The sequence below is a fragment of the Streptomyces sp. NPDC127190 genome, assembly GCF_042672505.1.
In the GTDB taxonomy this organism is placed as follows: Bacteria; Actinomycetota; Actinomycetes; order Streptomycetales; family Streptomycetaceae; genus Streptomyces.
In genome coordinates this window covers 172,011-194,619 of sequence record NZ_JBHXVE010000011.1, presented here as the reverse complement: position 1 = coordinate 194,619, position 22,609 = coordinate 172,011, and the positions used below count along the sequence as shown (strand labels likewise).

Here is a 22,609-nt window from a genome sequence, read left to right as displayed (position 1 = left end):
CCGCGGCGGGAACGCCGCCCCGGCCGGCCTCCCGTCGGCCGTGTGTGTCAGCCCTGCGGCGGCACCGCGACGAAGGCCTCGCGCGGGGTGCTGGTCGGGGTGAAGACCGCCGTGCCGGGGGTGGTCGGCACCAGGTCCTTGTGGATGGCCCTGGCGACGTTCTGGATGGTGGCGACGCCGTAGTCCATGGTGCTGTTGTCCTGGGTCAGCACCGAGATCATGTAGTCGTGGCCGGCGCCGTTGAAGGTGCCGAGGCTGTGCACCCGCCAGCCGTGCGTGGAGCGCTGGAGCCAGCCGTTCTTGACGTGCACGTGGACAGAGGAGGGCGCTCCGGCCGGGGTGCCCCAGCGCTGGTCGGACTCGACCTGGCCCATCAGCTTCAGGATGTAGGCGCGGGCGTTGTCGCTCAGCACGCTGTTCTTGGCGGTGATGAGCTGGAGCAGCTTCTGCTCGTCGGTGATGTTCTCCTGGGTCAGGCCCCAGTAGCCGTCCGCGCCCGGCACCGTCTTGGTCATGCCGGCGGCGGCGAGGAAGCCCTTGATCTTGGTCAGGCCGAGCTGCTTCCAGAGCTTGCTGGTCGCGGCGTTGTCGGACTGGGTGATCATGGCCGTGGCGAGCGACTGCTCGGTGCTCGTCAGATAGCGGTTGTGCTTCTTGGCGTCCCACAGCAGCGTGGCGAGGACGGTCACCTTGACCGTGCTGGCCGAGTCGTAGGAGCTGGTGGCCCGCAGCGTGCAGGTGGTCTTGGTGGAGCGGTCGTACACGCCGAGGGCGACCGTGCTCTTGCGGTTCGCCAGGGCGGCGGTGATGTCCTTCTGGAGCTTGGCCGCCAGGCCCGCCTTGGCGGAGGTGCAGCTGACGGCGGGCGAGGTGGCCGCGGCCGGGGTGGCGGCGGCCACGGCCGGGACGAACAGCGCGGCGCCGAGGGCGGCGGCCAGCGCGCGGCCGGATATCCGGTGTCGCATGAAGAGGTTCCCCCTTGAAGCTCGTACGGGCGTTCCGCTGAACGCCGTCGGCGCGGTCGTGCGCGCCCACTGATGGGACTCGCAGGTACGGCCGCGAGTTGTACGCATGTTCGCAGGGGCCGGAGTTCGAACTGCGGCGGGGGTGGCAATGCTTCCGGCATGCCGGAGAAGAGTGAGAGTCAGGTAAGGCGTTCCGGGCGGCTGTTCGCGGCGGTGGCGGTGCTGCGGCTGCTCGCGAAACCGGAGGTACGGCTGCCCGGCCCGGACGCCTTCCAGGGCAAGGACAGCCCCGCGGAGCGGATCGACGCGCTGCGGTCGAACCCGTACGACGCCCTGCTCAGGGCCCGCGAACGGGGCGGCCGGCACTGGGAGGCGGCGACCGCCGTGCTGCTGTCGATACCCGAGCTGCTGAAGGACGGACCCCTGCCGTACTCGGACTGCATAAGCCGCGTGGAGCTCAAGGACTTCACCGACGGCTACGACGACCAACTCGCCGCCTACCGCGAGAAGTTCGCCGCGCTGCTGCCCTGAGAACCGGGCCTGCGCCCGGTGTCCCCCCCTCCCCGCTACCGGTCCGGGCCGAAGCAGTGCCGCTCGCCCGCCCGGACCAGGCAGGCCCGGACCCCGGCCAGGTCGGAGCGGGACGCGGCAACCATCGGGGTGGACAGCGAGTCCTTCGCGTCCCACCGGTCCCTGACCTCGATCCGCGCCGGGGCGTGATGCGGTACGAGGATCTCCGCCCGGTCCCCCACCTGCCCGAGGTCGATCCGCACCCACACCGCGCCACAGGCGCTGCTGTGCCGGATCTTGACCACGGTCGGCCCGGAGAAGCTCTGCCGGGCGACGGTCAGGGGCACCGGGTCGGCTCCGCAGCCGTATGTCTCGGGGTCCTTGCCGGTGCAGCCGCCGCCGTGGCAGGACTTCGCGGCCGGCCAGGGGGGCGCGGGCGCCGAGGGCGTGGTGTGCGGCCCCCGTCCGGCGGCCCCGCCGAAGGCGCCGGTGACCGCCAGCGGCACCACCACCCCGGCCACCGCGAGCCCGCCGACGACTCCGGCGAGCAGGCGCCGGCGGGCGGGCCCGGCACCCTCGGCCGGCTGCGGCTCCGGCTCCCGTGGCGGCTGCGGCCGCGGCTCGGCCGGGGCGGGCGACGGCGGGCCGGGCCGGCGGCCGACCGCCGCGCGCCCGCTCGACACCGCGTCGGCCAGTTCCCACAGGGCGAGCGGCCGCCCCGGGTCCGCGCCCGCCAGTGCGCACAGTGCCGCGACGGCCTGCCGGGGCGGCAGGGTCGCGCCGCTCAGATAGCGGTCCCAGGAGGACTTGCTGTACGGGGTCTTCGCGGCCAGCGTGGCCAGGCTCAGCCCGGTTCCGGCGCGCAGCGCGCGCAGCGCCTCGGCCAGCCGCTCGCGCTCCACCGCCCGCTCGCCGGGGCTCATTTCCGCAGCACCCCCCAGGTGTCCTCGCCGATGATCCCGTCCACGCGCAGGTGCGCCCGGTCCTGCATCCGCTCCACCGCGCGTTCGGTGCGGGAGCCGAACATGCCGTCCGCGATCCCCGGTGAGATGCCGTGGTGGCGCAGCAGGCACTGGGCCTCGACGACGGACCAGGCGGTGGAACCGGTGCCGATCAGAGCGACCCTGGTGCTGCTGTACCCGGCGTGGAGGAGGCCGTCCGCGCCGCGCCGCACAGGGCAGGGGTGGTCCTTGCCCGGGCGGAACACGAACGCGCCGTGCGCCTCGGCCGGATCGGTGGGCGAGGCCGTGGCGGTCGCCGAGACCGGCCGCTCGTCGGTGCGCTCCCGCCGGCCCGCCCAGGGCGCGGCGACCAGCAGCGCGATCACGGCCGAGGCGAGCAGGACCGCCGCGAGGACGGTGGCGAGCGTCCGCCTCCGGCCGGGCCGGCCCTCGCGCGGCACCGCCCCGAACTCCCCCTCCGGGACCTCCTGTTGCGGTGTCTGCTCTTCCTGCGTGTCCGTCGCCCGGCCCGCCGCCATGGCCACCTCGTGCAGGGCCAGCAGCCGGGCCGGGTCGATGTCGCAGGCGCGGGCCAGTGCCGCGACGGCCTGCTGCGGCGGCAGCGAACGGCCGTTGAGATAGCGGTCCCAGGAGGCGCGGCTGTAGCCGGTGCGCACGGCCAGCGCCTGGAGTCCGAGACCGCTGTGGTCCTTGATCCGCCGCATATGGGCGACGAGTTGCCGCACGCGCGGATCGAGCGAGTCCGGCAGCTGCTTCCAACGAGACATGAATTCCCCCAGATGCCCATGCCTGTTGCCACTCCCCGACGAGGATGCCCCGCCGGGCGCCGGTGGTTGCGGGCCGGTCCGGGCGAGCGCACGGTTTCGGCCGCCCGACGGGCGTCCGCCGGGCGGCCGGCCGTCCCGCCGGTGCCTCAGGGCGCGGGGCGTCCCCGCAGGTCGGGGGGTGGGACGTCCCGTGGGTGCGGCACCTTGCCGGAGGGGCTGGGCGCGTCCTGGACTCGGCCTGCACTCTCGGTGGGGCAACGACGGATCCGCACCGCACCGGTCCGCTCGTTGCGACCGATCCCATCGACCCGATACGGGGAGTACCTCATGGCCATCAGCGCAACGCGCACGTCCATCGGCATCGGTATCGCGACGCTCGCCCTGCTCGGCGGCACGGCCGGCGGTGTCGCCAGCGCCGCCACCGCCCGGCCCGCCACCGCCGCCCACACCGCCTCGGCCGGCACGGCCGCCTCGCACAAGTGCGTCTACAAGAACGGCTTCGGCTTCTCCTGCGGCTACTACAAGGGCCACGCGACCGTGAAGTACGGCTCGAAGGGCAACGCCGTCCGGGAGGTCCAGGCGATCATCAACCAGACCACCGCCTACAAGCCGAAGCTGACGGTCGACGGCGACTTCGGCAGCAAGACCAAGAAGGCCGTCATCTGGTTCCAGCAGACCTTCCACGTCAAGCCGTACGACGGCATCGTCGGCGCGAAGACCTGGAAGGAGCTGCGGCTCAAGTGAGCCGGTCCGGCCCGCGCGGCCGGTGAGGCGGCGGCCCGTCTCCCCCGGGGGAGGGACGGGCCGCCGTCGGCGTGCGTGCCGTCAGCCCAGGTGCGTCGGCGCGAACATGCGCAGCACGGCGGGGAGGACGACCACCGAGGGTCCCGCGGAGGCCAGCGCCGCGGCCAGGTCCTGCTCCAGCGCCTGGGGGGTCGTACGGACGGCCGGGACGCCGAAGGACTCGGCGAGGGCGACGAAGTCGGGGCGGGCGAGTTCGGTCGCCGTGGTCCGGCCGAAGGCGTCCGTCATGTACTCGCGGAGGATGCCGTAGCCGCCGTCGTCGACGATCAGCCAGGTGACGTCCAGCCCGTACTGCCGGGCCGTGGCCAGCTCCGCGATCGAGTACGCCGCCCCGCCGTCGCCGGAGACCGCGAGCACCGGCCGGGTGGGGTCGGCCACCGCCGCGCCGAGCGCGGCCGGGAAGGCGTAGCCGAGGCCGCCGGCGCCCTGGGCCGAGTGCATGGTGTTGGGGCCGTGCGGGTCGAACGCGGACCAGGCCCAGTAGGACAGGATCGTCATGTCCCAGAAGGACGGGGCGCCGGCCGGCAGGGCCCGCCGGACCGCCGTCAACATGTCCTGTTCCAGGGCGAGTTCCTGGGCCGCGAGGCGTCCGGCGACCTTCGCGAGGAGGGTCTTCACCCGCTCCGGTGCCGTCGGGTCCGTGCGCTCCTCGACCGTCTCCAGCAGGGCCTGGAGGGCCGGTCGGGCGTCCGCGTGGATGCCGAGGGCGGGGTGGTTGGACTCCAGCTTGCCGAGGTCCGCCTCGATCTGGATCACCCGGCCGCGCGGGGCGAACGTGTGGTAGTTGGAGGAGAGTTCGCCGAGGCCGGAGCCGACGACCAGCAGGACGTCCGCGTCCTCGAGGAAGTCGGTGGTGTGGCGGTCCTCCAGCCAGGACTGGAGCGAGAGCCGGTGCCGCCAGGGGAAGGCGCCCTTGCCGCCGAAGGTGGTGACCACCGGCGCGTCCAGCTTCTCGGCCAGCTGCCGCAGCTTGCCCGAGGCGTCCGCGCGCACCACCCCGCCGCCGGCGATGATCGCCGGACGCCGTGCGTGCGACAGCAGGTGGGCGGCGAGCGCGGTGAGTTCGGGGCGCGGGGGCAGGTCGTCCGGGGTGGCGTCGGGGGCGGTGACCACCGGCAGGGACGCGGGTGCCGCCAGCACGTCCTGCGGGATCTCCACCCACACCGGGCCGTGCGGGGCGGTCAGCGCGGACTTCCAGGCCGCCGCGATCGCGGACGGGATCTGGGACTGCGCGCGGACCGTGTGCACCGACTTCACCACGCCCCGGAAGGAGGCCGCCTGGTCGGGGAGTTCGTGGAGGTAGCCGCGGCGGCCGCCGCCGAGGCCCGCGGTCGGGACCTGGCTGCTGATCGCCAGGACCGGGGCGGAGGCGGCGGCGGCCTCCTGGAGCGCGGCCAGGGAGGTCAGCGCGCCGGGTCCGGTGGACAGCAGCAGCGGGGCGGCCTCGCCGGTGATCCGGCCGTACGCGTCCGCCGCGAACCCGGCGTTGTTCTCCACGCGCAGGCCCACATAGGTGAGTGACGAGCGGCGCAGGGCGTCGAACATGCCGAGCGCGTGCTGGCCGGGCAGGCCGAAGACGGTCGTCGCGCCGAGCCCGGCCAGGGTTTCCACGACCAGGTCTCCGCCGATGCGCCCGGCCGGCGGGTTCAGGGCGGCGGCCGTCTGCGCCGGGGTGGGGCGGAGTACCAGGTCGTGGTCGTGGGTCACTTGCTCTCGTTCTCCTCGCGGGCCGCCGCGATCTGCCGGGACATGATCGTGGTCAGTTCGTACGCCGTGTGGGAGGCCGCGACCGAGGTGATCTCCGCGTGGTCGTACGCGGGGGCGACCTCGACGACGTCCGCCGACACCAGGTTGCACGATGCCAGGCCGCGCAGGATCTCCAGCAGCTCGCGGGAGGTCATGCCGCCGGCCTCGGGGGTGCCGGTGCCGGGGGCGTGGGCCGGGTCGAGGCAGTCGATGTCGATGGAGATGTACAGCGGGCGGTCGCCGATGCGCTGGCGCAGCTGGTCGGCGACCTCGTCGGCGCCCCGGCGGTAGATGTCGGCCGAGGTGACGATGCCGAAGCCCATCTTCTCGTCGTCGGTGAGGTCCTGCTTGCCGTAGAGCGGGCCGCGGGTGCCGACGTGCGAGAGGGCGGAGGTGTCGAGGATGCCCTCTTCGACCGCCCGGCGGAACGGGGTGCCGTGCGTGTACTCGGCGCCGAAGTAGGTGTCCCAGGTGTCGAGGTGGGCGTCGAAGTGCAGCAGGGCGACGGGGCCGTGCTTCTTCGCGACGCTGCGCAGCAGGGGCAGGGCGATGGTGTGGTCGCCGCCCAGGGTCATCAGCCGGGCGCCGGTGCCGAGCAGCTCGTCGGCCGCCGCCTCGACGGTCTCCACGGCCTCGTTGATGTTGAACGGGTTCACGGCGATGTCGCCGCCGTCCGCCACCTGGGCCAGGGCGAAGGGGGAGGCGTCCTGCGCGGGGTTGTAGGGGCGCAGCAGCCGGGAGGCCTCCCGGATGGCGTTGCCGCCGAAGCGGGCGCCGGGCCGGTAGGAGACGCCGGAGTCGAAGGGGACGCCCACGACGGCGACGTCGGCGGTGCCGACCTCGTCCAGGCGGGGCAGCCGGGCGAAGGTCGCGGGGCCGGCGTACCGCGGGATGCGGGAGGAGTCGACGGGACCGCGGGGCGTGCCGTTGCCGTTCATGATGCGCATTCCTTCTTTCTCACGCGGGACCGCTCACGCGGGTGACCGGTATCGACACTAAGTGGCCGGAAAGCGACTGCGAAGTGTACGTTTCCTCCATCTGGAGCGGGTGGGAGTGGAGGAAGCGCACATCATGCCGGAACCGATCACCCCGCCCACCCCGCCGGTCCCGCTGTCGGCCCTGCTGGCCCGCGAGGATCTCGCGCTGCGGCAGATCGCGGGCCCGGCCGGGCCGGAGGTGGCGGTGCACTGGGCGCACACCTCGGAGATGGCCGACCCGTACCCGTATCTGCTGGGCGGCGAGCTGCTGCTGACGGCCGGCGTGCACATCCCGTCGGGGGCCGGTGCGGAGACCTTCGACGCCTATGTCTCCCGGATCGTGGCGGCGGGCGGCGCGGCCCTCGGCTTCGGTGTGGCGCCCGTGCACGACACCGTCCCGCCGGCCCTGGTCGCCGCCTGCGACCGGCACGGGCTGCCGCTGCTGGAGGTGCCGCCGCAGACCACCTTCTCCGGCGTGGCCCGGGCGGTGTGGCAGCTGATGGCGCAGGCCCGGCTGGCGGAGCTGCGCCGGGTCACGGAGGCCCAGCAGAGCCTCGCGGCCGCCGCCGCCCGGCCCGACCCCGTCCCCTCGGTGCTGCACCGGCTGGCCCGGCACCTGGGCGGCCGTGCGGTGCTGTACGGCCCCGACGGCGCGGTGATCGCGGCGGCGGGCCGGCAGCCCGCGCGGGAGGCGACCGAGGCCCTCGCCGCGCTGGCGCAGGTCGTACGGCCCTCGGGGGGTACGGCGCCCCGGGCCGCCTCCGCCGCCGACACGGCCGGTGCCACCCGTCTGGCCTGCTACGCCCTGGGCACCGAGGGCGGCTTCGTCCTCGGTGTCGCCACGTCCGGCCAGGGCCCCGGCGACCACACCATCGCCTCTGTCGCCGCCGTACTGCTGGCCCTGCTCACCGGGGAGCAGCTGAGCGGCAGCGGGGCGGCCCGGTCGGCGGCGCTGGTGCGGGTGCTGCTCGGCGCGGCGCCCGGCGCGGTGGCCCCGCTGCTGGGCCCGGCGCCGTGGCTCGTGGTGCACGCCCGCGCCGACGCCCAGCCCCCGGACGCGGTGTCCGCCTCCGCCCTGGGGACGGCGCTGGGCTCGCCGCTGGTGGATCTGGCCGGTGACGTCGTACGCGTGCTGGTGCCCGCCGGGCGGGAACCGGAGCCGCAGACCGGCTGGACCCTGGGGGTGAGCGCGGCGGTCGGGCCGGAGGAGTGGCCGGCCGCCGACCGCCAGGCGGCCCGCGCCCTGGCCCGCGCCCGTGCGACCCGCAGCCCCCTGGCCCGGCACCACGCCCGCCCGACCGTCACCGACCTGGTCCCCCCGGCCGAGGCCGAGGCCCACGCCCGCACCCTGCTCGCCCCCCTCTCCGGCCGCCCGGAACTCGTCGAGACCCTGCGCACCTGGCTCTCCCTGCACGGCAGTTGGGACCGCACGGCGGTCGCCCTGGACGTGCACCGCAACACCGTCCGCCAACGCATCGCCCGCTGCGCGTCCCTGCTGGACACCGACCTGGACGACCCGGACCAGCGCATGGAACTGTGGTTCGCGCTGCGACAGGGCTGAGCACCCGTCACCCGTGCGCGCGCGGCGGCCGTCCCAGCGGGCGATATCCCGGGGACGGGGGGCGGCGGGCTGCCTCACAATAAGAGGCATGCCGATATCCGGGACACCCAGCCGCGCCCAGCTCGTCGACCATCTGGTGAGGACCCGTATCGCGGGGGACGTCGCCACGCCCCGCGAGAACAACCTCTCCCACTACCGCCAGCTGGCCAACGGCAACCGCAACTACTGGCTGGGCCTGGAACTCGGCGAGCGCTGGGCGGACGAGCAGGACGTGCTCGCGGTGATGGCGGAGCGGGTCGGCGTCAACGACGATCCCGAGTACCGGTACGGCCAGGACACCATCGACCCCGAGCTGACCGTGGACGCCCTGCACCGGATGGCGGCACGGCTGCGCAAGGCGGCCGAGGGGCGGCAGCGGGTGCTGTTCGCGACCGGGCACCCGGGCGGCCTGCTGGACGTGCACCGGGCCACGGCCGCCGCGCTGCGCGCCGCCGGCTGCGAGATCGTCGTCATCCCGGACGGGCTCCAGACGGAGGAGGGCTATGTCATGCAGTTCGCCGACGTGGCCGTGCTGGAGCACGGGGCCACGCTGTGGCACACCCACTCCGGGGCGCCCATGCGGGCCATCCTGACGGGACTCGAGCGGGCAGGGCGGCCGCTGCCCGATCTGGTGGTCGCCGACCACGGCTGGGCCGGGTACGCCGCACAGCACGGGGTGGACTCGGTCGGGTACGCCGACTGCAACGACCCGGCGCTGTTCCTCGCCGAGTCCGAGGGCACCCTCCAGGTCGCCGTCCCGCTCGACGACCATGTGCCGAGCCCCCGCTACTACGACCCGATGACCGCCTATCTCCTCGCGGAGGCCGGGCTGTCGGCCTGAGCCGCGCACATGCCCCGACACGAATGTGCGGTCCCGCGCCGGGACCGCACATCCTGTGTCAGGACGCTGTGGGATCACTAGTCGCCACGGCCTCCGTGGTCGCCACCGCCGCCGTAGCCGCCGTGGTCGCCACCGCCGCCGTAGCCACCGTGGTCGCCACGGTCGCCGTAGCCACCGTGGTCGCCGTAGCCACCGTGGTCGCCACGGTCGCCGTAGCCACCGTGGTCGCCGTAGTCGCCACGGTCTCCGCGGTCGCCGCGGTCGTCGTGACGGTTGTTGAAGCGGCCGTTGTCGCAGTCGTCGTCGTTCCACCAGCGGTTGTGGCGGTTGGAGTCGTCGTCGCAGAACCTGCTGTAGGAACCGTGGTCGTTGTGGTGTGCCGGGGCCGCTGAGGCGGTGCCCGCCGCGCCGAGCGCGGCTCCGCCGGCCAGCGCAAGGCCGGCTGCGGACATCGCGACAAGACGCCTCGTGCGCTGTGCTCGCATGGGAATTGCCCTTCCGTTCCATCGTCTCTCGCGGCTCCGGACGGGGACGCGAAATGGATGGCCGTCACCGCGTGCGGTGGAAAGCGATCGCGGCACGGTCTTCAGGTTCACCGCAGATCGTTCCTTGGAACGGCGGGCACCGCCGACGCCTGCGAGTCACCCGTGCGCCTCACGCGCCCCGGGTGTGCGGCTGAGGTCCGAAAGGATTCGGTACCTCGTCGGCCGGGCATGCCGTCCACTGCGGCTTTCACTCATGAGCCTAGACCCCCACGGGGCACGCGCAACCCGGGCGGAACGGCTCAGCGCGGGACGCGGACGACGCCCTCCTGGATCACCGTGATGGCGAGCTGTCCGTCCTGGGTGTAGATCCGGGCCTGGCCGAGGCCGCGGCCGCCGTGCGCGGAGGGCGACTCCTGGTCGTACAGCAGCCATTCGTCGGCGCGGAAGGGGCGGTGGAACCACATCGCGTGGTCCAGCGAGGCGCCCACGACGTCGCCGACCGCCCAGCCGCCGCGGCCGTGCGCGAGCAGCACCGAGTCGAGCAGGGTCATGTCGGAGACGTAGGTGGCGAGGACGACGTGCTGGAGCGGGTCGTCGTCCAGCTTGCCGTTGGTGCGGAACCACACCTGGCTGTGCGGCTCGCGCGGCGCGCCGAACTCGCCGTACGGCGGCTCGTCCACATACCGCAGGTCGATCGCCTCGCGGGCCTCCAGGAAGCGCTCGACGACGTCGGGGGCGAGGTGGTCGTAGCCGCGCAGCCGCTCCTGCGAGGTGGGCAGGGACGCCGGGTCCGGGGCGGGCGGCATCGGGGCCTGGTGGTCCAGGCCCTCCTCGTACGTCTGGAAGGACGCCGAGAGATGGAAGATCGGCTTGCCGTGCTGGACCGCGACCACCCGGCGGGTGGTGAAGGAGCGGCCGTCGCGGATGCGGTCGACCGTGTAGACGATGGGCGCGCCGGGGTCGCCCGGGCGCAGGAAGTAGGCGTGCAGGGAGTGGGCGGGACGGTCCGCGGGGACCGTCCGGCCGGCCGCGACCAGCGCCTGCGCCGCCACCTGTCCGCCGAAGACCCGGGGGACCACGGCGGAGCGGGACCGGCCGCGGAAGATGTTCTCCTCGATCGGCTCGAGGTCGAGCAGATCGAGGAGATCCTGGAGTGCCTGGCTCATGGCAGACAGTTGTACCCGCCAGTCGTTTCCTCGGTCTCGCGGGCCTTTTACAGGCCCATGTCCTTGGCGATGATCGACTTCATGATCTCGCTGGTGCCGCCGTAGATGCGGTTGACGCGGTTGTCCGCGTACAGGCGGGCGATCGGGTACTCGTTCATGTAGCCGTAGCCGCCGTGCAGCTGGAGGCAGCGGTCGATCACGCGGTGCGCGACCTCGGTGCAGAACAGCTTGGCGGAGGCGGCCTCGGCGGGGGTCAGCTCACCGGCGTCCAGGGCCTCCGTGGCGCGGTCGGCGACGGCCTCGGCGGCGTCCACCTCGGCCTGGCAGGCGGCCAGCTCGAACTTGGTGTTCTGGAAGTGGGCGACCGGCTTGCCGAAGACGGTGCGCTCCTGCACGTACTGCTTGGCGAACCGGACGGCGGCCTTGGCCTGGGCGTAGGCGCCGAAGGCGATGCCCCAGCGCTCCGAGGCCAGGTTGTGGCCGAGGTAGTAGAAGCCCTTGTTCTCCTCGCCGAGCAGGTCCTCGACCGGCACCTTGACGTCGACGAAGGCCAGCTCGGCGGTGTCGGAGGTGCGCAGGCCCAGCTTGTCCAGCTTGCGGCCGACCGAGTAGCCCTCGGACTTGGTGTCCACGGCGAACAGCGAGATGCCGTGCCGGCGGTCCTCGGCGGTCGGCGCGGCGGTGCGGGCGCACACGATCACGCGGTCGGCGTGCACGCCACCGGTGATGAAGGTCTTGGCGCCGTTGAGGACGTAGTGGGTGCCGTCCTCGGAGAGCTTGGCGGTGGACTTCATGCCCGCGAGGTCGGAACCGGTGCCCGGCTCCGTCATCGCGATGGCCCACATCTCCTCGCCGGTGACGAACTTCGGCAGGTAGCGCTTCTTCTGCTCGTCGGTGGCGAGCATCTTGATGTACGGCAGGGCGAGCAGCACGTGCACACCGGAGCCGCCGAACTGGACGCCGGCGCGGGCGGTCTCCTCGTACAGGACGGCCTCGAACTTGTGGCTGTCCAGGCCCGCGCCGCCGAACTCCTCGGGCACGTTGATGCCGAAGATGCCCAGCTCGCCGAGCTTGTAGTAGAAGTCGCGGGGAGCCTGGCCGGCGGCGAACCACTCGTCGTAGACGGGGACGACCTCGGCCTCGATGAAGGCGCGCAGGGTCTCCCGGAACGCCTCGTGATCCTCGTTGAACACCGTACGGCGCACGCCGCCCACCTCCAGGTACCTGTCTAAGCGCTTGCTCAGATTCGAAGATACCGACGGGTAGGCCCAGCCGTCCAGGGTGAGCTTGACCACGCGGGCGGGCGCGTCAGTCGCCCTGCGCCGCCCCGAACGCCCCGCGCGCCATCCGGTGCAGCAGCGCCGCCGTCGCCGCACGGCTCGGCAGGGTGCCGGCGCGGCCCAGGTGCGGGGTGGAGTTCAGCAGGCCGAAGACGGAGTGGACGGCCGAGCGGGCCGAGGGCTCCGACAGACCGGGGTACACCTCCCGGACCACCTCGACCCACAGCTCGACGTACTGCCGCTGGAGCTGGCGGACCAGCTTGCGGTCGCTGTCGCGCAGCCGGTCCAGCTCGCGGTCGTGCAGGGTGATCAGCGGACGGTCGTCCAGCGCGAAGTCGATATGGCCCTCGATGAGGGAGTCCAGGACCGCCGAGGGGCCGGTGTGGCCGTCGGACTCCGCCAGCCGCCGCTTGGCCCCGGTCAGCAGCCGGCCGCTGATGCCGACCAGCAGCTCGGCCAGCATCGCGTCCTTGCCCGGGAAGTGCCGGTAGAGGCCGGGGCCGCTGATGCCGACGGCGGCGCCTATCTCGTCGACCCCGACGCCGTGGAAGCCGCGCTCGGCGAAGAGCCGGGCGGCCTCCTTGAGGATCTGCTCGCGGCGGGTCGTGGCGTCGGTTCTGGTGACCATGCCATCAATTCTAGACAGCGAGGTTAGCGGTCGTTAACCTGGAGGAAATGGTTAACGCTCATTAACCGGTGAGGGGACCGCAGGATGCAGGAGGCACCGGAGCTTCACAGCGCGGCCGATCCCGCGTCGGAAGCCTGGCGGGCCAACGAAGAGGCACATCTCGCCCTGGTCGAGGAGCTGCGCGGCAAGCTGTCCGCGGCGGCACTCGGCGGCGGCGAGAAGGCCCGGGCCCGGCACACCGCGCGCGGCAAGCTGCTGCCGAGGGACAGGGTGGACACGCTGCTCGACCCAGGCTCGCCCTTTCTCGAACTGGCTCCGCTCGCGGCCGACGGGATGTACGACGGACAGGCCCCGGCCGCCGGGGTCATCGCCGGGATCGGCCGGGTCAGCGGGCGCGAGTGCGTGATCGTCGCCAATGACGCCACGGTCAAGGGCGGGACGTACTACCCGATGACCGTGAAGAAGCACCTGCGCGCCCAGGAGGTGGCCCTGGACAACCGGCTGCCGTGCGTCTACCTGGTGGACTCCGGCGGCGCCTTCCTGCCGATGCAGGACGAGGTGTTCCCGGACCGGGACCACTTCGGGCGGATCTTCTACAACCAGGCCCGGATGTCGGGCGCCGGGATCCCGCAGATCGCCGCCGTCCTCGGCTCGTGCACGGCGGGCGGCGCGTACGTCCCCGCGATGAGCGACGAGGCGGTGATCGTCCGCAACCAGGGGACCATCTTCCTGGGCGGCCCGCCGCTGGTGAAGGCGGCGACCGGCGAGGTCGTCACCGCGGAGGAGCTGGGCGGCGGCGAGGTCCACTCGCGGGTGTCCGGCGTCACCGACCACCTCGCCGAGGACGACGCGCACGCGCTCCGGATCGTCCGGAACATCGTCGCCACCCTCCCGGCCCGGCAGTCCCTGCCGTGGGAGGTCCGGTCGGCGGTGGAGCCCAAGGTCGACCCGGCCGGGCTGTACGGCGCCGTCCCGGTCGACAGCCGTACCCCCTACGACGTCCGCGAGATCATCGCGCGCGTGGTCGACGGCTCCCGGTTCGCCGAGTTCAAGGCCGAGTTCGGGCAGACGCTCGTCACCGGCTTCGCGCGCATCCACGGCCACCCGGTCGGGATCGTCGCCAACAACGGCATCCTGTTCTCCGAGTCCGCCCAGAAGGGCGCCCACTTCATCGAGCTGTGCGACCAGCGCGGGATCCCGCTGGTGTTCCTCCAGAACATCTCCGGCTTCATGGTCGGCAGGGACTACGAGGCCGGCGGCATCGCCAAGCACGGCGCCAAGATGGTCACCGCGGTGGCCTGCACGCGCGTGCCGAAGCTGACGGTGGTGGTCGGCGGCTCGTACGGCGCGGGCAACTACTCGATGTGCGGCCGGGCCTACTCGCCCCGCTTCCTGTGGATGTGGCCCAACGCCAAGATCTCCGTCATGGGCGGCGAACAGGCCGCGTCGGTCCTCGCCACCGTCAAGCGCGACCAACTGGAGGCGCGCGGCGAGGAGTGGCCCGCCGAGGACGAGGAGAGCTTCAAGGCGCCCATCCGCGCGCAGTACGAGCGCCAGGGCAACGCCTACTACGCCACCGCCCGCCTCTGGGACGACGGCGTGATCGACCCGATGGACACCCGCCAGGTGCTGGGCCTCGCCCTGACCGCCTGTGCCAACGCGCCCCTGGGAGACCCCCAGTTCGGCGTCTTCCGGATGTGAGGAGGGGAACCGTGTTCGACACAGTGCTGGTGGCCAACCGGGGCGAGATCGCCGTACGCGTCATCCGTACGCTCCGCTCGCTGGGCGTGCGCTCGGTGGCGGTCTTCTCCGACGCCGACGCCGACGCGCGGCACGTCCGGGAGGCCGACACGGCGGTACGGATCGGTCCGGCGCCCGCGGCCGAGAGCTATCTGTCGGTGGAGCGGCTGCTCGAGGCCGCCGCCCGCACCGGCGCCCAGGCGGTCCACCCCGGGTACGGCTTCCTCGCCGAGAACGCCGCCTTCGCGCGCGCCTGCGAGGAGGCGGGGCTGGTCTTCATCGGCCCGTCCGCGGACGCGATCGCGCTCATGGGCGACAAGATCCGGGCCAAGGAGACGGTGCAGGCGGCCGGGGTGCCGGTGGTGCCCGGCGGCCGGGACCCCGAGCTGGCCGAGGCGGCCCGTGCGCTGGGCGCGCCCGTGCTGCTCAAGCCCTCCGCCGGCGGTGGCGGCAAGGGCATGCGGCTGGTGCGGGACATGACCGTGCTGGAGGAGGAGATCGCCGCCGCCCGCCGCGAGGCCCGCGCCTCCTTCGGCGACGACACGCTGCTGGTGGAGCGGTGGGTCGACCGGCCCCGGCACATCGAGATCCAGGTGCTTGCCGACGGCCACGGCAACGTGGTCCACCTCGGCGAGCGCGAGTGCTCGCTCCAGCGACGCCACCAGAAGATCATCGAGGAGGCGCCGAGCGTCCTCCTGGACGAGGAGACCCGGGCCGCGATGGGCGAGGCGGCCGTGCAGGCGGCCCGCTCGTGCGGGTACCGGGGCGCGGGCACGGTGGAGTTCATCGTGCCGGGCGGCGACCCCTCGTCGTACTACTTCATGGAGATGAACACCCGTCTCCAGGTGGAGCACCCGGTCACCGAGCTGGTCACCGGCCTGGACCTGGTCGAGTGGCAGCTGCGGGTGGCGGCCGGCGAGAAGCTGGGCTTCGCGCAGGAGGACGTGACCCTGACCGGGCACGCGGTCGAGGCCCGCATCTGCGCCGAGGACCCGGCCCGCGGCTTCCTGCCCTCCGGCGGCACCGTCCTCAGGCTCCACGAGCCCCAGGGCGAGGGCGTCCGCACCGACTCCGGGCTCAGCGAGGGCACCGAGGTCGGCAGCCTGTACGACCCGATGCTGTCCAAGGTCATCGCGTACGGCCCCGACCGCGCGACCGCGCTGCGCAGGCTCCGTGCGGCCCTCGCCGACACGGTCACCCTGGGCGTGCCGACCAATGCGGGCTTCCTGCGCCGCCTGCTCGCCCACCCGGCGGTCGTCCAGGGCGACCTGGACACCGGCCTGGTCGAGCGCGCGGTGGACGACCTGGTCTCCACCGACGTACCGGAGGAGGTGTACGAGGCGGCGGCGGCCGTGCGGCTGGAGCGGCTGAAGCCGCGCACCGACGGCTGGACGGACCCGTTCTCGGTGCCGAACGGCTGGCGCCTGGGCGGCACCCCCAAGCCGCCCGCCTTCCACCTGCGGGTGCAGGACCCGGTGCGGTACAGCCCGCGCGGCACGCACACCGTCACCGAGGACCGGGTCGGCGTCACCCTGGACGGGGTCCGGCACACCTTCCACCGCGCCGGTGACTGGCTCGGCCGGGACGGCGAGGCCTGGCTGGTCCGGGACCACGACCCGGTGGCCGCGTCGCTCAGCGGCTCGGCCCACGCGGGCGCGGACTCCCTCACCGCGCCCATGCCGGGCACCGTGACCGTGGTGAAGGTCGCCGTCGGCGACGAGGTGGCCGCCGGCCAGAGCCTGCTGGTGGTGGAGGCGATGAAGATGGAGCACGTCATCTCCGCCCCGCACGCGGGCACGGTCGCCGAACTGGATGTGACACCGGGGACGACGGTCGCCATGGACCAGGTGCTGGCCGTCGTCACCCCGCACGAGGAGGTGGCGGAGTGAGCGCGCAGGGTCTGCCCATGGCCGTAACCGCGTCCGGCCTGCCCGCGCGGGTGCGGATCCACGAGGTCGGCGCGCGCGACGGCCTCCAGAACGAGAAGACGGCCGTCCCGACCGAGGTCAAGGCGGAGTTCATCCGCCGGCTGGCCGACGCGGGCCTGACGACCGTCGAGGCGACCAGCTTCGTGCACCCCAAGTGGGTGCCCCAACTGGCTGACGCCGAGCAGCTGTTCCCCATGGTGAGCGGCCTGCCCGGGGTGGCCCTGCCGGTGCTGGTGCCCAACCAGCGCGGCCTGGACCGCGCGCTGGCCCTCGGCGCCGAGCGCATCGCCGTGTTCGCCAGCGCCACCGAGTCCTTCGCCAAGGCCAACCTCAACCGCACTCTGGACGAGTCGCTGGCCGTGTTCGAGCCGGTGGTGCGGCAGGCCAAGGACGCGGGCGCGCACGTCCGCGGCTATGTGTCGATGTGCTTCGGCGACCCCTGGGAAGGCCCGGTCCCGCTGCACCAGGTGGCCCGGGTCTGCACCGCGCTGCGGGACATGGGCTGTGACGAGCTGAGCCTTGGCGACACCATCGGCGTCGCCACCCCCGGCCACGTCCGCGCCCTGCTCGGTCTGCTCGATGAGGAAGGCGTGCCGACGGACGTGCTCGGCGTGCACTTCCACGACACCTACGGCCAGGCGCTCGCCAACACCTACGCGGCCCTGGAGCACGGCGTGACGACGGTCGACGCGTCCGCCGGCGGCCTCGGCGGCTGCCCGTACGCCAAGTCCGCCACCGGCAATCTCGCCACCGAGGACCTCGTCTGGATGCTGCACGGACTCGGCATCGAGACCGGGGTCGACCTCGGCCGTCTGACCGCCACCAGCGTGTGGATGGCCGAACAGCTGGGCCGCCCCAGCCCCTCCCGTACCGTCCGCGCTCTCTCCCACAAGGACCAGTGATCAGCATGGACCACCGTCTCAGCCCCGAGCTGGAGGAACTCCGCCGTACGGTGGAGGAGTTCGCGCACGACGTGGTGGCGCCGAAGATCGGCGACTTCTACGAGCGGCACGAGTTCCCGTACGAGATCGTCCGCGAGATGGGCCGGATGGGCCTGTTCGGGCTGCCGTTCCCGGAGGAGTACGGCGGGATGGGCGGCGACTATCTGGCCCTCGGCCTCGCCCTGGAGGAACTGGCCCGGGTGGACTCCTCGGTGGCCATCACCCTGGAGGCCGGGGTCTCGCTCGGCGCGATGCCCATGCACCTCTTCGGCACCGAGGAGCAGAAGCGCGAGTGGCTGCCCCGGCTGTGCGCGGGCGAGATCCTGGGCGCGTTCGGACTGACCGAGCCGGAGGGCGGCAGCGACGCCGGCGCCACCCGGACGACGGCCCGCCTGGACCCGGACACCGACGAATGGGTGATCAACGGCTCCAAGTGCTTCATCACCAACTCCGGCACGGACATCACCGGGCTGGTGACAGTCACCGCGGTCACCGGCCGCAAGCCGGACGGCAGGCCGCTGATCTCCTCGATCATCGTGCCCTCCGGCACCCCCGGCTTCACGGTCGCCGCGCCCTACTCCAAGGTCGGCTGGAACGCCTCCGACACCCGTGAGCTGTCCTTCCAGGACGTCCGCGTGCCCGCCGCCAACCTGCTCGGCGAGGAGGGCCGCGGCTACGCCCAGTTCCTGCGCATCCTGGACGAGGGCCGCATCGCCATCGCGGCGCTCGGCACGGGCCTGGCGCAGGGCTGCGTCGACGAGTCGGTCAAGTACGCCAAGGAACGCCACGCCTTCGGCCGTCCGATCGGCGCCAACCAGGCCATCCAGTTCAAGATCGCCGACATGGAGATGAAGGCCCACACGGCCCGCCTCGCCTGGCGCGACGCGGCGTCCCGCCTGGTCGCCGGCGAACCCTTCAAGAAGGAGGCGGCCCTGGCCAAGCTGTACTCCTCCACGGTCGCCGTGGACAACGCCCGCGACGCCACGCAGATCCACGGCGGCTACGGCTTCATGAACGAGTACCCGGTGGCCCGCATGTGGCGCGACTCCAAGATCCTGGAAATCGGCGAGGGCACGAGCGAGGTCCAGCGGATGCTGATCGCGCGGGAGCTGGGGCTGGTGAGCTGAGGCACGGAAGTACTCGCTGGAGGGGCCCACGGACCGAAGTCCCCCTCCAGCGGTCATCTCAGTGAGCGTTCCAGCACCTCCCGGTGTTCGGAGACCCACTGACGGGCCGCCTGAACCTCCCGCACGGCCCCCGCGTCACGGAGCCGGGCCATGGCGATGTCACCCGCGTCGGCCCCGGCTTCGATGCCCCGCCGGCACCGGTCCTGCCACCACAGGATCGTGGCCACGAGATCCTGCCGGTCGGACAGCCCGTAGCTGTCGGCGATCAGCCTCATGCGCCGGGCTGCCTCCCCGACGTCGGTGACCGAGGGGCCCAGGCCGAGGTACTGCCAGCAGACATGGGCGATGTCTTGGATCCGCTCACCCGGCGCGGCAAGGTCCCAGTCGATGAACGCCGTCGGCCGAAGTTCGCCCCCGCGCAGCCGGTAGACGGTGTTCTTCGGCGACAGGTCGTTGTGGCACACGACCTCCCGGTCACCGGCCAGCGGGGTCCCGGCCGTCAGGTCGTGGAAGTCCCGCACGAGCCGGGCGACCGTCACCAGACTTGCGTCCGAGGACACGGCAGCGGGCTGTCGCGGCTCCCATGCCACATGGCCCTCGAGGTAACCGAGCACCTCACGGCCCTCGTCGTCCACACCGAGATACCGCGGAGCACCACTCCAGCCCCTGGCCTCCAGCAACCTCAGCAACTCCCCCACGAACCCCGTACGCGCCGAGACCGGCCGGCGCACCGTTTCCCCGACCCGCACCACGGCATTGACGAAACCTCCGGGCAAGAGCGACTCAGCCATCCCCCCAGCCTGCCTGACCGCCCACCCCACCGTGCTGAACGTGCCGTTCGCCGCACTGCTCATGGATCCCACAGCTACGCTGCCGAAGCATGGACCACGTCCCCGGCAGTGACACCAAGCCCGATGCCGCCGTGATCGTCGCACGCGACCGTCACGGACGGGTCGCCGTCCTGACCGCAGCCTTCCCCCGGCATGGAGGCGAGTACCTGTTCCTCCCCGGCGGCAAGGCGGAACCCGGCGAGACCCCTGAAGAGTGCGCCCGCCGCGAGCTCCGAGAAGAGGCCGGCATCGTCGCCGAGTCCTGGCGACCCCTGGGCTCGTACGTCATGGTCCCCGACTCGCCCGCCAGACTGCACCTGTTCGAGGCCACGCAGCTGACCCTCGGGCCACAGCAGCTCATGCCGTGGGAAGCGGACTTCACGCTCACGTGGTGGTCCCTGGATGACGCGCTCAAGGCTGTCGACGCAGGCCGCTTCCTCCTCCAGGGCGGCCCCTTGGCACTGCTGCTCGCCAGCAGGGAGGCCACCGTCGAGCCGCGCCCAAGTCACGCCTGACGCCCGGGACTTGTCAGACCCGCCCACTACCGTCCTCCCATGACCAACACACCGAGCAATACCCACCGCATCCGGCCGCAGCAGTTCCACCGGAGTGCCGGGGTCGAGGACTGGCGGGTCGTGGGTGAGGGGGCGTGTGCGTATTTCCGGACCGGGTCGTTCGTGGCCGGGGCCCGGTTCGTGCAGGCGATCAGTGAGATACCGGCGGGTGACGGCGAGCACCCGGATGTGGATGTGCGGCAGGAGGGGGTGACCGTACGGCTGATCGCGGTCACGGACGACTACTACGGGCTGACCGAACGGCATGTGGAGCTGGCCCGGCGGATTTCCGACGTGGCTCGTGCGCTGGGCGTACCGGCCGATCCGTCCGCCGTGCAGACCGTCCAGGTCACCGTCGACGCCCTCGCCGGTCCCGGGGTGGTGGCGTTCTGGCGGGCCCTGCTCGGTTATCAGGACCGGGCGGGCAGTGGGGAGGATCTCATCGATCCGCGGCGGCGCGGGGCGCCGTTCTACTTCCAGCGGATGGACGCGCCGCGTCCGCAGCGCAACCGGGTGCACGTCGACGTGTGGGTGCCGTACGACCAGGCCGAGGCGCGGATCGCCGCGGCGCTCGCGGCCGGGGGCCGTCTGGTGAACGACGCCGACGCGCCGTCGAACTGGGTGCTGGCCGATCCCGAGGGGAACGAGGCGTGTGTCGGTGTGGCCGGCCCGTCTCAGGGCACCCTCTGGGAGATCGACTGAGGTTAGGCTAACCTACCTTCAAACGTGTCCGGCGGGCGCCTCGCCCCGGTCGAAAGCAGTCATACCCATGCCCAACGCCCGTGCTTCCCATCCGACTCGTCGCGGCCTCCTCGCCGCGGGCGGCGCTCTCGGCCTCGGTGCCGCGCTCGCCGCCTGCGGGGACGGCAAGGCCAAAAGCGGCGGTACGGCGAAGAACGGCGCGTCCGGGCCCTGGTCCTTCAAGGACGACCGCAGCACCACGGTGAAGCTCGACAGGGTCCCGGCGAACATCGTCGCGTTCACCGGTGTCGGCGCCGCCCTCTACGACTACGGCATCCAGGTCAAGGGCGTGTTCGGCCCGACGAAGACCTCGGACGGCAAGGCCGATGTGCAGGCCGGCGACATGGATGTCAGCAAGGTGACGGTCCTCGGCAACACCTGGGGCCAGTTCAACATCGAGAAGTACGCCTCCCTCGCCCCGGACGTGCTCATCACGACCATGTTCGACGGCGCCGGCACCCTCTGGTACGTCCCCGAGGAGTCCAAGGACAAGATCGCCAAGCTGGCCCCCAGCGTCGCGCTCTCCGTCTACGACCGCCAGCTCACCCAGCCGCTCCAGCGCATGTGGGACCTCGCCGCGTCGCTGGGCGCGGACATGAGGGCGAAGAAGGTGACGGACGCGAAGAAGCGGTTCGAGGCGGCCGCCGCCCGGCTGCGCGCGGCGGCCAAGGCCAAGCCCGGCATCAAGGTGATGGCCGGCAGCGCGAGCGACCAGCTGTTCTACGTCTCCGGCACCAACCTCTCCATCGATCTGGAGTACTTCAAGGCCCTCGGCGTGAACTTCGTGGAGCCGCCGGAGAGTGCGAAGAAGCAGGGCGGCGGCTGGTACGAGTCGCTGAGCTGGGAGAACGTCGACAAGTACCCGGCCGACATCATCATGATGGACGACCGGTCGTCGGCCATGCAGCCCGCGGACATCACCAAGCCGACCTGGAAGAAGCTGCCCGCGGTGAAGGCGGGCCAGGTCATCGCGCGGTCCCCCGAGCCGATCCTGTCGTACGACAAGTGCGTACCCCTGCTGACGAACCTCGCCGAGGCGCTGGAGAAGGCCAAGAAGGTCAGCTGAGCCACACACAGGAGCCCCCATGACGACGGCCGTAGCCGCCCCTTTCCGGTTCTTCTCTCTCGAGGTCGTACGGACGAGGCGGCTGGGGCCGTCTCTCGTCCGGGTCACCTTCGGCGGACCCGATCTGCACGCCTTCCGGTCCGACGGATACGACCAGTCGCTGTCCCTGTTCCTGCCGCACCCGGGGCAGCAGGCTCCCGTCGTGCCGCTGGAGTTGGGGGACGAGTGGTGGCAGGGGTGGCGGGAGCTGCCCGATGACGTGCGGGCGGTGATGCGGTCGTACACGCTGCGCGCGCTGCGCCGGGATCCCGACGAGATCGATGTCGACTTCGCCCTGCACCGGCCCGCCGGGCCCGCCTCCCGCTGGGCCGAGCGGGCCACGGCCGGGGACCGGGTGCTGCTGCTCGGTCCGGCCGTCGCCGACAACCGGGCCATCCGGTTCCGGCCGCCCGAGGACACGGATCTCGTGGTGCTGTGCGGTGACGAGACCGCCGTACCCGCCGCGACCGCGGTCCTGGAGGCCCTTCCGGCCGGTACCCGCGTCCGGGCCTGGCTGGAGGTGCCGCACGCCGGGGACATCCAGGACGTGCGCACGGCGGCGGACGCGGAGATCACGTGGCTCGTACGGCACGACGGGTCCCCCATGGCCGTCGATGCCGTACGAGCCGCCCCGCTCCCCCGCGCCGAGCGGCCGTATGTGTGGCTCGCCGGGGAGAGCGGTCAGGTGAAGGCGCTGCGGCGGCACTTCGTCGGGGAGTGCGGGGCCGACCGGCGCCGGGTGACCTTTGTGGGGTACTGGCGGCAGGGCATGACGGAGGACCAGCTGCGGGCCGCCGGGTAACTCCCTTGCGCGTGACGCCGGTCACGGATCACGCATGTCTTGATCCAAAGAACTTAGGTTAGGCTAACCTAAGTAGAACCCCCCGCACGGACTGTCCCCTCGGAGGACCC

22 protein-coding genes are annotated in these 22,609 nt (G+C 72.5%); 12 read left to right on the top strand and 10 right to left on the bottom strand.

Annotation, left to right across the window (positions count from 1 at the left end):
- Positions 1-47 precede the first annotated feature (47 nt).
- On the bottom strand, positions 48-965 hold the full coding sequence (locus tag ACFVIU_RS19315) for a serine hydrolase (RefSeq protein ID WP_385843802.1): 918 nt from the start codon (positions 963-965) through the stop codon (positions 48-50).
- Positions 966-1,124: 159 nt separating this feature from the next.
- On the opposite strand from ACFVIU_RS19315, the gene ACFVIU_RS19310 reads away from it, so the two are divergent.
- Positions 1,125-1,496, top strand: a complete 372-nt coding sequence (locus ACFVIU_RS19310; protein WP_385843801.1) for a hypothetical protein — start codon at positions 1,125-1,127, stop codon at positions 1,494-1,496.
- Positions 1,497-1,531: 35 nt separating this feature from the next.
- On the opposite strand, the gene ACFVIU_RS19305 is transcribed toward ACFVIU_RS19310, so the two are convergent.
- Together ACFVIU_RS19305 and ACFVIU_RS19300 are read right to left on the bottom strand one after the other, a co-directional pair.
- Positions 1,532-2,398 carry a helix-turn-helix domain-containing protein gene (locus tag ACFVIU_RS19305; protein WP_385843800.1) on the bottom strand — a complete coding sequence of 289 codons (867 nt, stop codon included), beginning with the start codon at positions 2,396-2,398 and terminating at the stop codon, positions 1,532-1,534.
- Positions 2,395-3,204, bottom strand: a complete 810-nt coding sequence (locus tag ACFVIU_RS19300) for a helix-turn-helix domain-containing protein (RefSeq protein WP_385843799.1) — start codon at positions 3,202-3,204, stop codon at positions 2,395-2,397. The genes ACFVIU_RS19305 and ACFVIU_RS19300 overlap by 4 nt, the downstream gene beginning before the upstream one ends.
- A 327-nt stretch (positions 3,205-3,531) precedes the next feature.
- Here ACFVIU_RS19300 and ACFVIU_RS19295 point away from each other — a divergent pair, with 327 nt between their 5' ends.
- On the top strand, positions 3,532-3,948 hold the full coding sequence (locus tag ACFVIU_RS19295; RefSeq protein ID WP_385843798.1) for a peptidoglycan-binding protein: 417 nt from the start codon (positions 3,532-3,534) through the stop codon (positions 3,946-3,948).
- 81 nt (positions 3,949-4,029) lie between these two features.
- Here ACFVIU_RS19295 and ACFVIU_RS19290 read toward each other — a convergent pair whose 3' ends face one another.
- Both ACFVIU_RS19290 and speB read right to left on the bottom strand, forming a co-directional pair.
- Complete coding sequence (locus ACFVIU_RS19290) at positions 4,030-5,715, bottom strand: thiamine pyrophosphate-binding protein (protein ID WP_385843797.1); 1,686 nt, start codon at positions 5,713-5,715, stop codon at positions 4,030-4,032.
- Complete coding sequence (speB, locus tag ACFVIU_RS19285; RefSeq protein ID WP_385843796.1) at positions 5,712-6,692, bottom strand: agmatinase; 981 nt, start codon at positions 6,690-6,692, stop codon at positions 5,712-5,714. The genes ACFVIU_RS19290 and speB overlap by 4 nt, the downstream gene beginning before the upstream one ends.
- 133 nt (positions 6,693-6,825) lie before the next feature.
- Here speB and ACFVIU_RS19280 point away from each other — a divergent pair, with 133 nt between their 5' ends.
- On the top strand, positions 6,826-8,292 hold the full coding sequence (locus ACFVIU_RS19280) for a PucR family transcriptional regulator ligand-binding domain-containing protein (RefSeq protein WP_385843795.1): 1,467 nt from the start codon (positions 6,826-6,828) through the stop codon (positions 8,290-8,292).
- A gap of 88 nt (positions 8,293-8,380) precedes the next feature.
- The gene (locus ACFVIU_RS19275) at positions 8,381-9,172 is read left to right on the top strand and encodes a phosphatase (RefSeq protein ID WP_385843794.1); all 792 of its coding nucleotides are present in this window, start codon (positions 8,381-8,383) and stop codon (positions 9,170-9,172) included.
- 77 nt (positions 9,173-9,249) lie between these two features.
- Here the strand turns inward: ACFVIU_RS19275 and ACFVIU_RS19270 are convergent, their stop codons facing one another.
- The 4 genes from ACFVIU_RS19270 to ACFVIU_RS19255 form a co-directional block, all read right to left on the bottom strand.
- Positions 9,250-9,624, bottom strand: coding sequence for a hypothetical protein (locus ACFVIU_RS19270; RefSeq protein ID WP_385843793.1), 375 nt, complete (start codon positions 9,622-9,624; stop codon positions 9,250-9,252).
- 332 nt (positions 9,625-9,956) lie between these two features.
- On the bottom strand, positions 9,957-10,823 hold the full coding sequence (locus tag ACFVIU_RS19265; protein ID WP_385843792.1) for an acyl-CoA thioesterase: 867 nt from the start codon (positions 10,821-10,823) through the stop codon (positions 9,957-9,959).
- A 47-nt stretch (positions 10,824-10,870) separates the two neighbouring features.
- Entirely contained in the window at positions 10,871-12,028 is a 1,158-nt protein-coding gene (locus ACFVIU_RS19260; RefSeq protein WP_385843791.1) for an acyl-CoA dehydrogenase family protein, read from the bottom strand.
- Positions 12,029-12,131: 103 nt separating this feature from the next.
- A complete protein-coding gene (locus ACFVIU_RS19255; RefSeq protein ID WP_385843790.1) occupies positions 12,132-12,731 on the bottom strand; it encodes a TetR/AcrR family transcriptional regulator in 600 nt (199 codons plus the stop codon).
- 84 nt (positions 12,732-12,815) lie between these two features.
- Between ACFVIU_RS19255 and ACFVIU_RS19250 the strand changes: the two genes are divergently transcribed.
- The 4 genes from ACFVIU_RS19250 to ACFVIU_RS19235 are packed head-to-tail and all read left to right on the top strand — an operon-like array spanning position 12,816 to position 18,467.
- Complete coding sequence (locus ACFVIU_RS19250; RefSeq protein ID WP_385843789.1) at positions 12,816-14,432, top strand: carboxyl transferase domain-containing protein; 1,617 nt, start codon at positions 12,816-12,818, stop codon at positions 14,430-14,432.
- Positions 14,433-14,443: 11 nt separating this feature from the next.
- Positions 14,444-16,360 (top strand): acetyl/propionyl/methylcrotonyl-CoA carboxylase subunit alpha, encoded by a 1,917-nt coding sequence (locus tag ACFVIU_RS19245; RefSeq protein WP_385843788.1) that lies wholly within the window; start codon positions 14,444-14,446, stop codon positions 16,358-16,360.
- Positions 16,357-17,301, top strand: coding sequence for a hydroxymethylglutaryl-CoA lyase (locus tag ACFVIU_RS19240; protein ID WP_385843787.1), 945 nt, complete (start codon positions 16,357-16,359; stop codon positions 17,299-17,301). The genes ACFVIU_RS19245 and ACFVIU_RS19240 overlap by 4 nt, the downstream gene beginning before the upstream one ends.
- A gap of 5 nt (positions 17,302-17,306) precedes the next feature.
- Entirely contained in the window at positions 17,307-18,467 is a 1,161-nt protein-coding gene (locus tag ACFVIU_RS19235; protein ID WP_385843786.1) for an acyl-CoA dehydrogenase family protein, read from the top strand.
- 53 nt (positions 18,468-18,520) lie between these two features.
- On the opposite strand, the gene ACFVIU_RS19230 is transcribed toward ACFVIU_RS19235, so the two are convergent.
- Positions 18,521-19,258 (bottom strand): phosphotransferase, encoded by a 738-nt coding sequence (locus ACFVIU_RS19230; protein WP_385843785.1) that lies wholly within the window; start codon positions 19,256-19,258, stop codon positions 18,521-18,523.
- An 89-nt stretch (positions 19,259-19,347) separates the two neighbouring features.
- Here ACFVIU_RS19230 and ACFVIU_RS19225 point away from each other — a divergent pair, with 89 nt between their 5' ends.
- The 4 genes from ACFVIU_RS19225 (at position 19,348) to ACFVIU_RS19210 (ending at position 22,499) form a co-directional block, all read left to right on the top strand.
- Positions 19,348-19,812 carry an NUDIX hydrolase gene (locus tag ACFVIU_RS19225; RefSeq protein ID WP_385843784.1) on the top strand — a complete coding sequence of 155 codons (465 nt, stop codon included), beginning with the start codon at positions 19,348-19,350 and terminating at the stop codon, positions 19,810-19,812.
- Between the two features lie 39 nt (positions 19,813-19,851).
- Positions 19,852-20,553: a VOC family protein gene (locus tag ACFVIU_RS19220; RefSeq protein WP_385843783.1), complete on the top strand. Its 702-nt coding sequence runs from the start codon at positions 19,852-19,854 to the stop codon at positions 20,551-20,553.
- Positions 20,554-20,620: 67 nt separating this feature from the next.
- Complete coding sequence (locus ACFVIU_RS19215) at positions 20,621-21,658, top strand: ABC transporter substrate-binding protein (protein ID WP_385843782.1); 1,038 nt, start codon at positions 20,621-20,623, stop codon at positions 21,656-21,658.
- Between the two features lie 19 nt (positions 21,659-21,677).
- Entirely contained in the window at positions 21,678-22,499 is an 822-nt protein-coding gene (locus ACFVIU_RS19210; RefSeq protein ID WP_385843781.1) for a siderophore-interacting protein, read from the top strand.
- Positions 22,500-22,609: the final 110 nt, after the last annotated feature.

What these genes read in the sequence shown, in the direction of transcription:
- ACFVIU_RS19315 (WP_385843802.1), bottom strand. Translation starts at nt 965, where the DNA reads ATGCGACACCGGATATCCGGCCGCGCGCTGGCCGCCGCCCTCGGCGCC.
- ACFVIU_RS19310 (WP_385843801.1), top strand. Translation starts at nt 1,125, where the DNA reads ATGCCGGAGAAGAGTGAGAGTCAGGTAAGGCGTTCCGGGCGGCTGTTC.
- ACFVIU_RS19305 (WP_385843800.1), bottom strand. Translation starts at nt 2,398, where the DNA reads ATGAGCCCCGGCGAGCGGGCGGTGGAGCGCGAGCGGCTGGCCGAGGCG.
- ACFVIU_RS19300 (WP_385843799.1), bottom strand. Translation starts at nt 3,204, where the DNA reads ATGTCTCGTTGGAAGCAGCTGCCGGACTCGCTCGATCCGCGCGTGCGG.
- ACFVIU_RS19295 (WP_385843798.1), top strand. Translation starts at nt 3,532, where the DNA reads ATGGCCATCAGCGCAACGCGCACGTCCATCGGCATCGGTATCGCGACG.
- speB (WP_385843796.1), bottom strand. Translation starts at nt 6,692, where the DNA reads ATGAACGGCAACGGCACGCCCCGCGGTCCCGTCGACTCCTCCCGCATC.
- ACFVIU_RS19280 (WP_385843795.1), top strand. Translation starts at nt 6,826, where the DNA reads ATGCCGGAACCGATCACCCCGCCCACCCCGCCGGTCCCGCTGTCGGCC.
- ACFVIU_RS19275 (WP_385843794.1), top strand. Translation starts at nt 8,381, where the DNA reads ATGCCGATATCCGGGACACCCAGCCGCGCCCAGCTCGTCGACCATCTG.
- ACFVIU_RS19270 (WP_385843793.1), bottom strand. Translation starts at nt 9,624, where the DNA reads ATGTCCGCAGCCGGCCTTGCGCTGGCCGGCGGAGCCGCGCTCGGCGCG.
- ACFVIU_RS19265 (WP_385843792.1), bottom strand. Translation starts at nt 10,823, where the DNA reads ATGAGCCAGGCACTCCAGGATCTCCTCGATCTGCTCGACCTCGAGCCG.
- ACFVIU_RS19255 (WP_385843790.1), bottom strand. Translation starts at nt 12,731, where the DNA reads ATGGTCACCAGAACCGACGCCACGACCCGCCGCGAGCAGATCCTCAAG.
- ACFVIU_RS19250 (WP_385843789.1), top strand. Translation starts at nt 12,816, where the DNA reads ATGCAGGAGGCACCGGAGCTTCACAGCGCGGCCGATCCCGCGTCGGAA.
- ACFVIU_RS19235 (WP_385843786.1), top strand. Translation starts at nt 17,307, where the DNA reads ATGGACCACCGTCTCAGCCCCGAGCTGGAGGAACTCCGCCGTACGGTG.
- ACFVIU_RS19230 (WP_385843785.1), bottom strand. Translation starts at nt 19,258, where the DNA reads ATGGCTGAGTCGCTCTTGCCCGGAGGTTTCGTCAATGCCGTGGTGCGG.
- ACFVIU_RS19225 (WP_385843784.1), top strand. Translation starts at nt 19,348, where the DNA reads ATGGACCACGTCCCCGGCAGTGACACCAAGCCCGATGCCGCCGTGATC.
- ACFVIU_RS19220 (WP_385843783.1), top strand. Translation starts at nt 19,852, where the DNA reads ATGACCAACACACCGAGCAATACCCACCGCATCCGGCCGCAGCAGTTC.
- ACFVIU_RS19215 (WP_385843782.1), top strand. Translation starts at nt 20,621, where the DNA reads ATGCCCAACGCCCGTGCTTCCCATCCGACTCGTCGCGGCCTCCTCGCC.
- ACFVIU_RS19210 (WP_385843781.1), top strand. Translation starts at nt 21,678, where the DNA reads ATGACGACGGCCGTAGCCGCCCCTTTCCGGTTCTTCTCTCTCGAGGTC.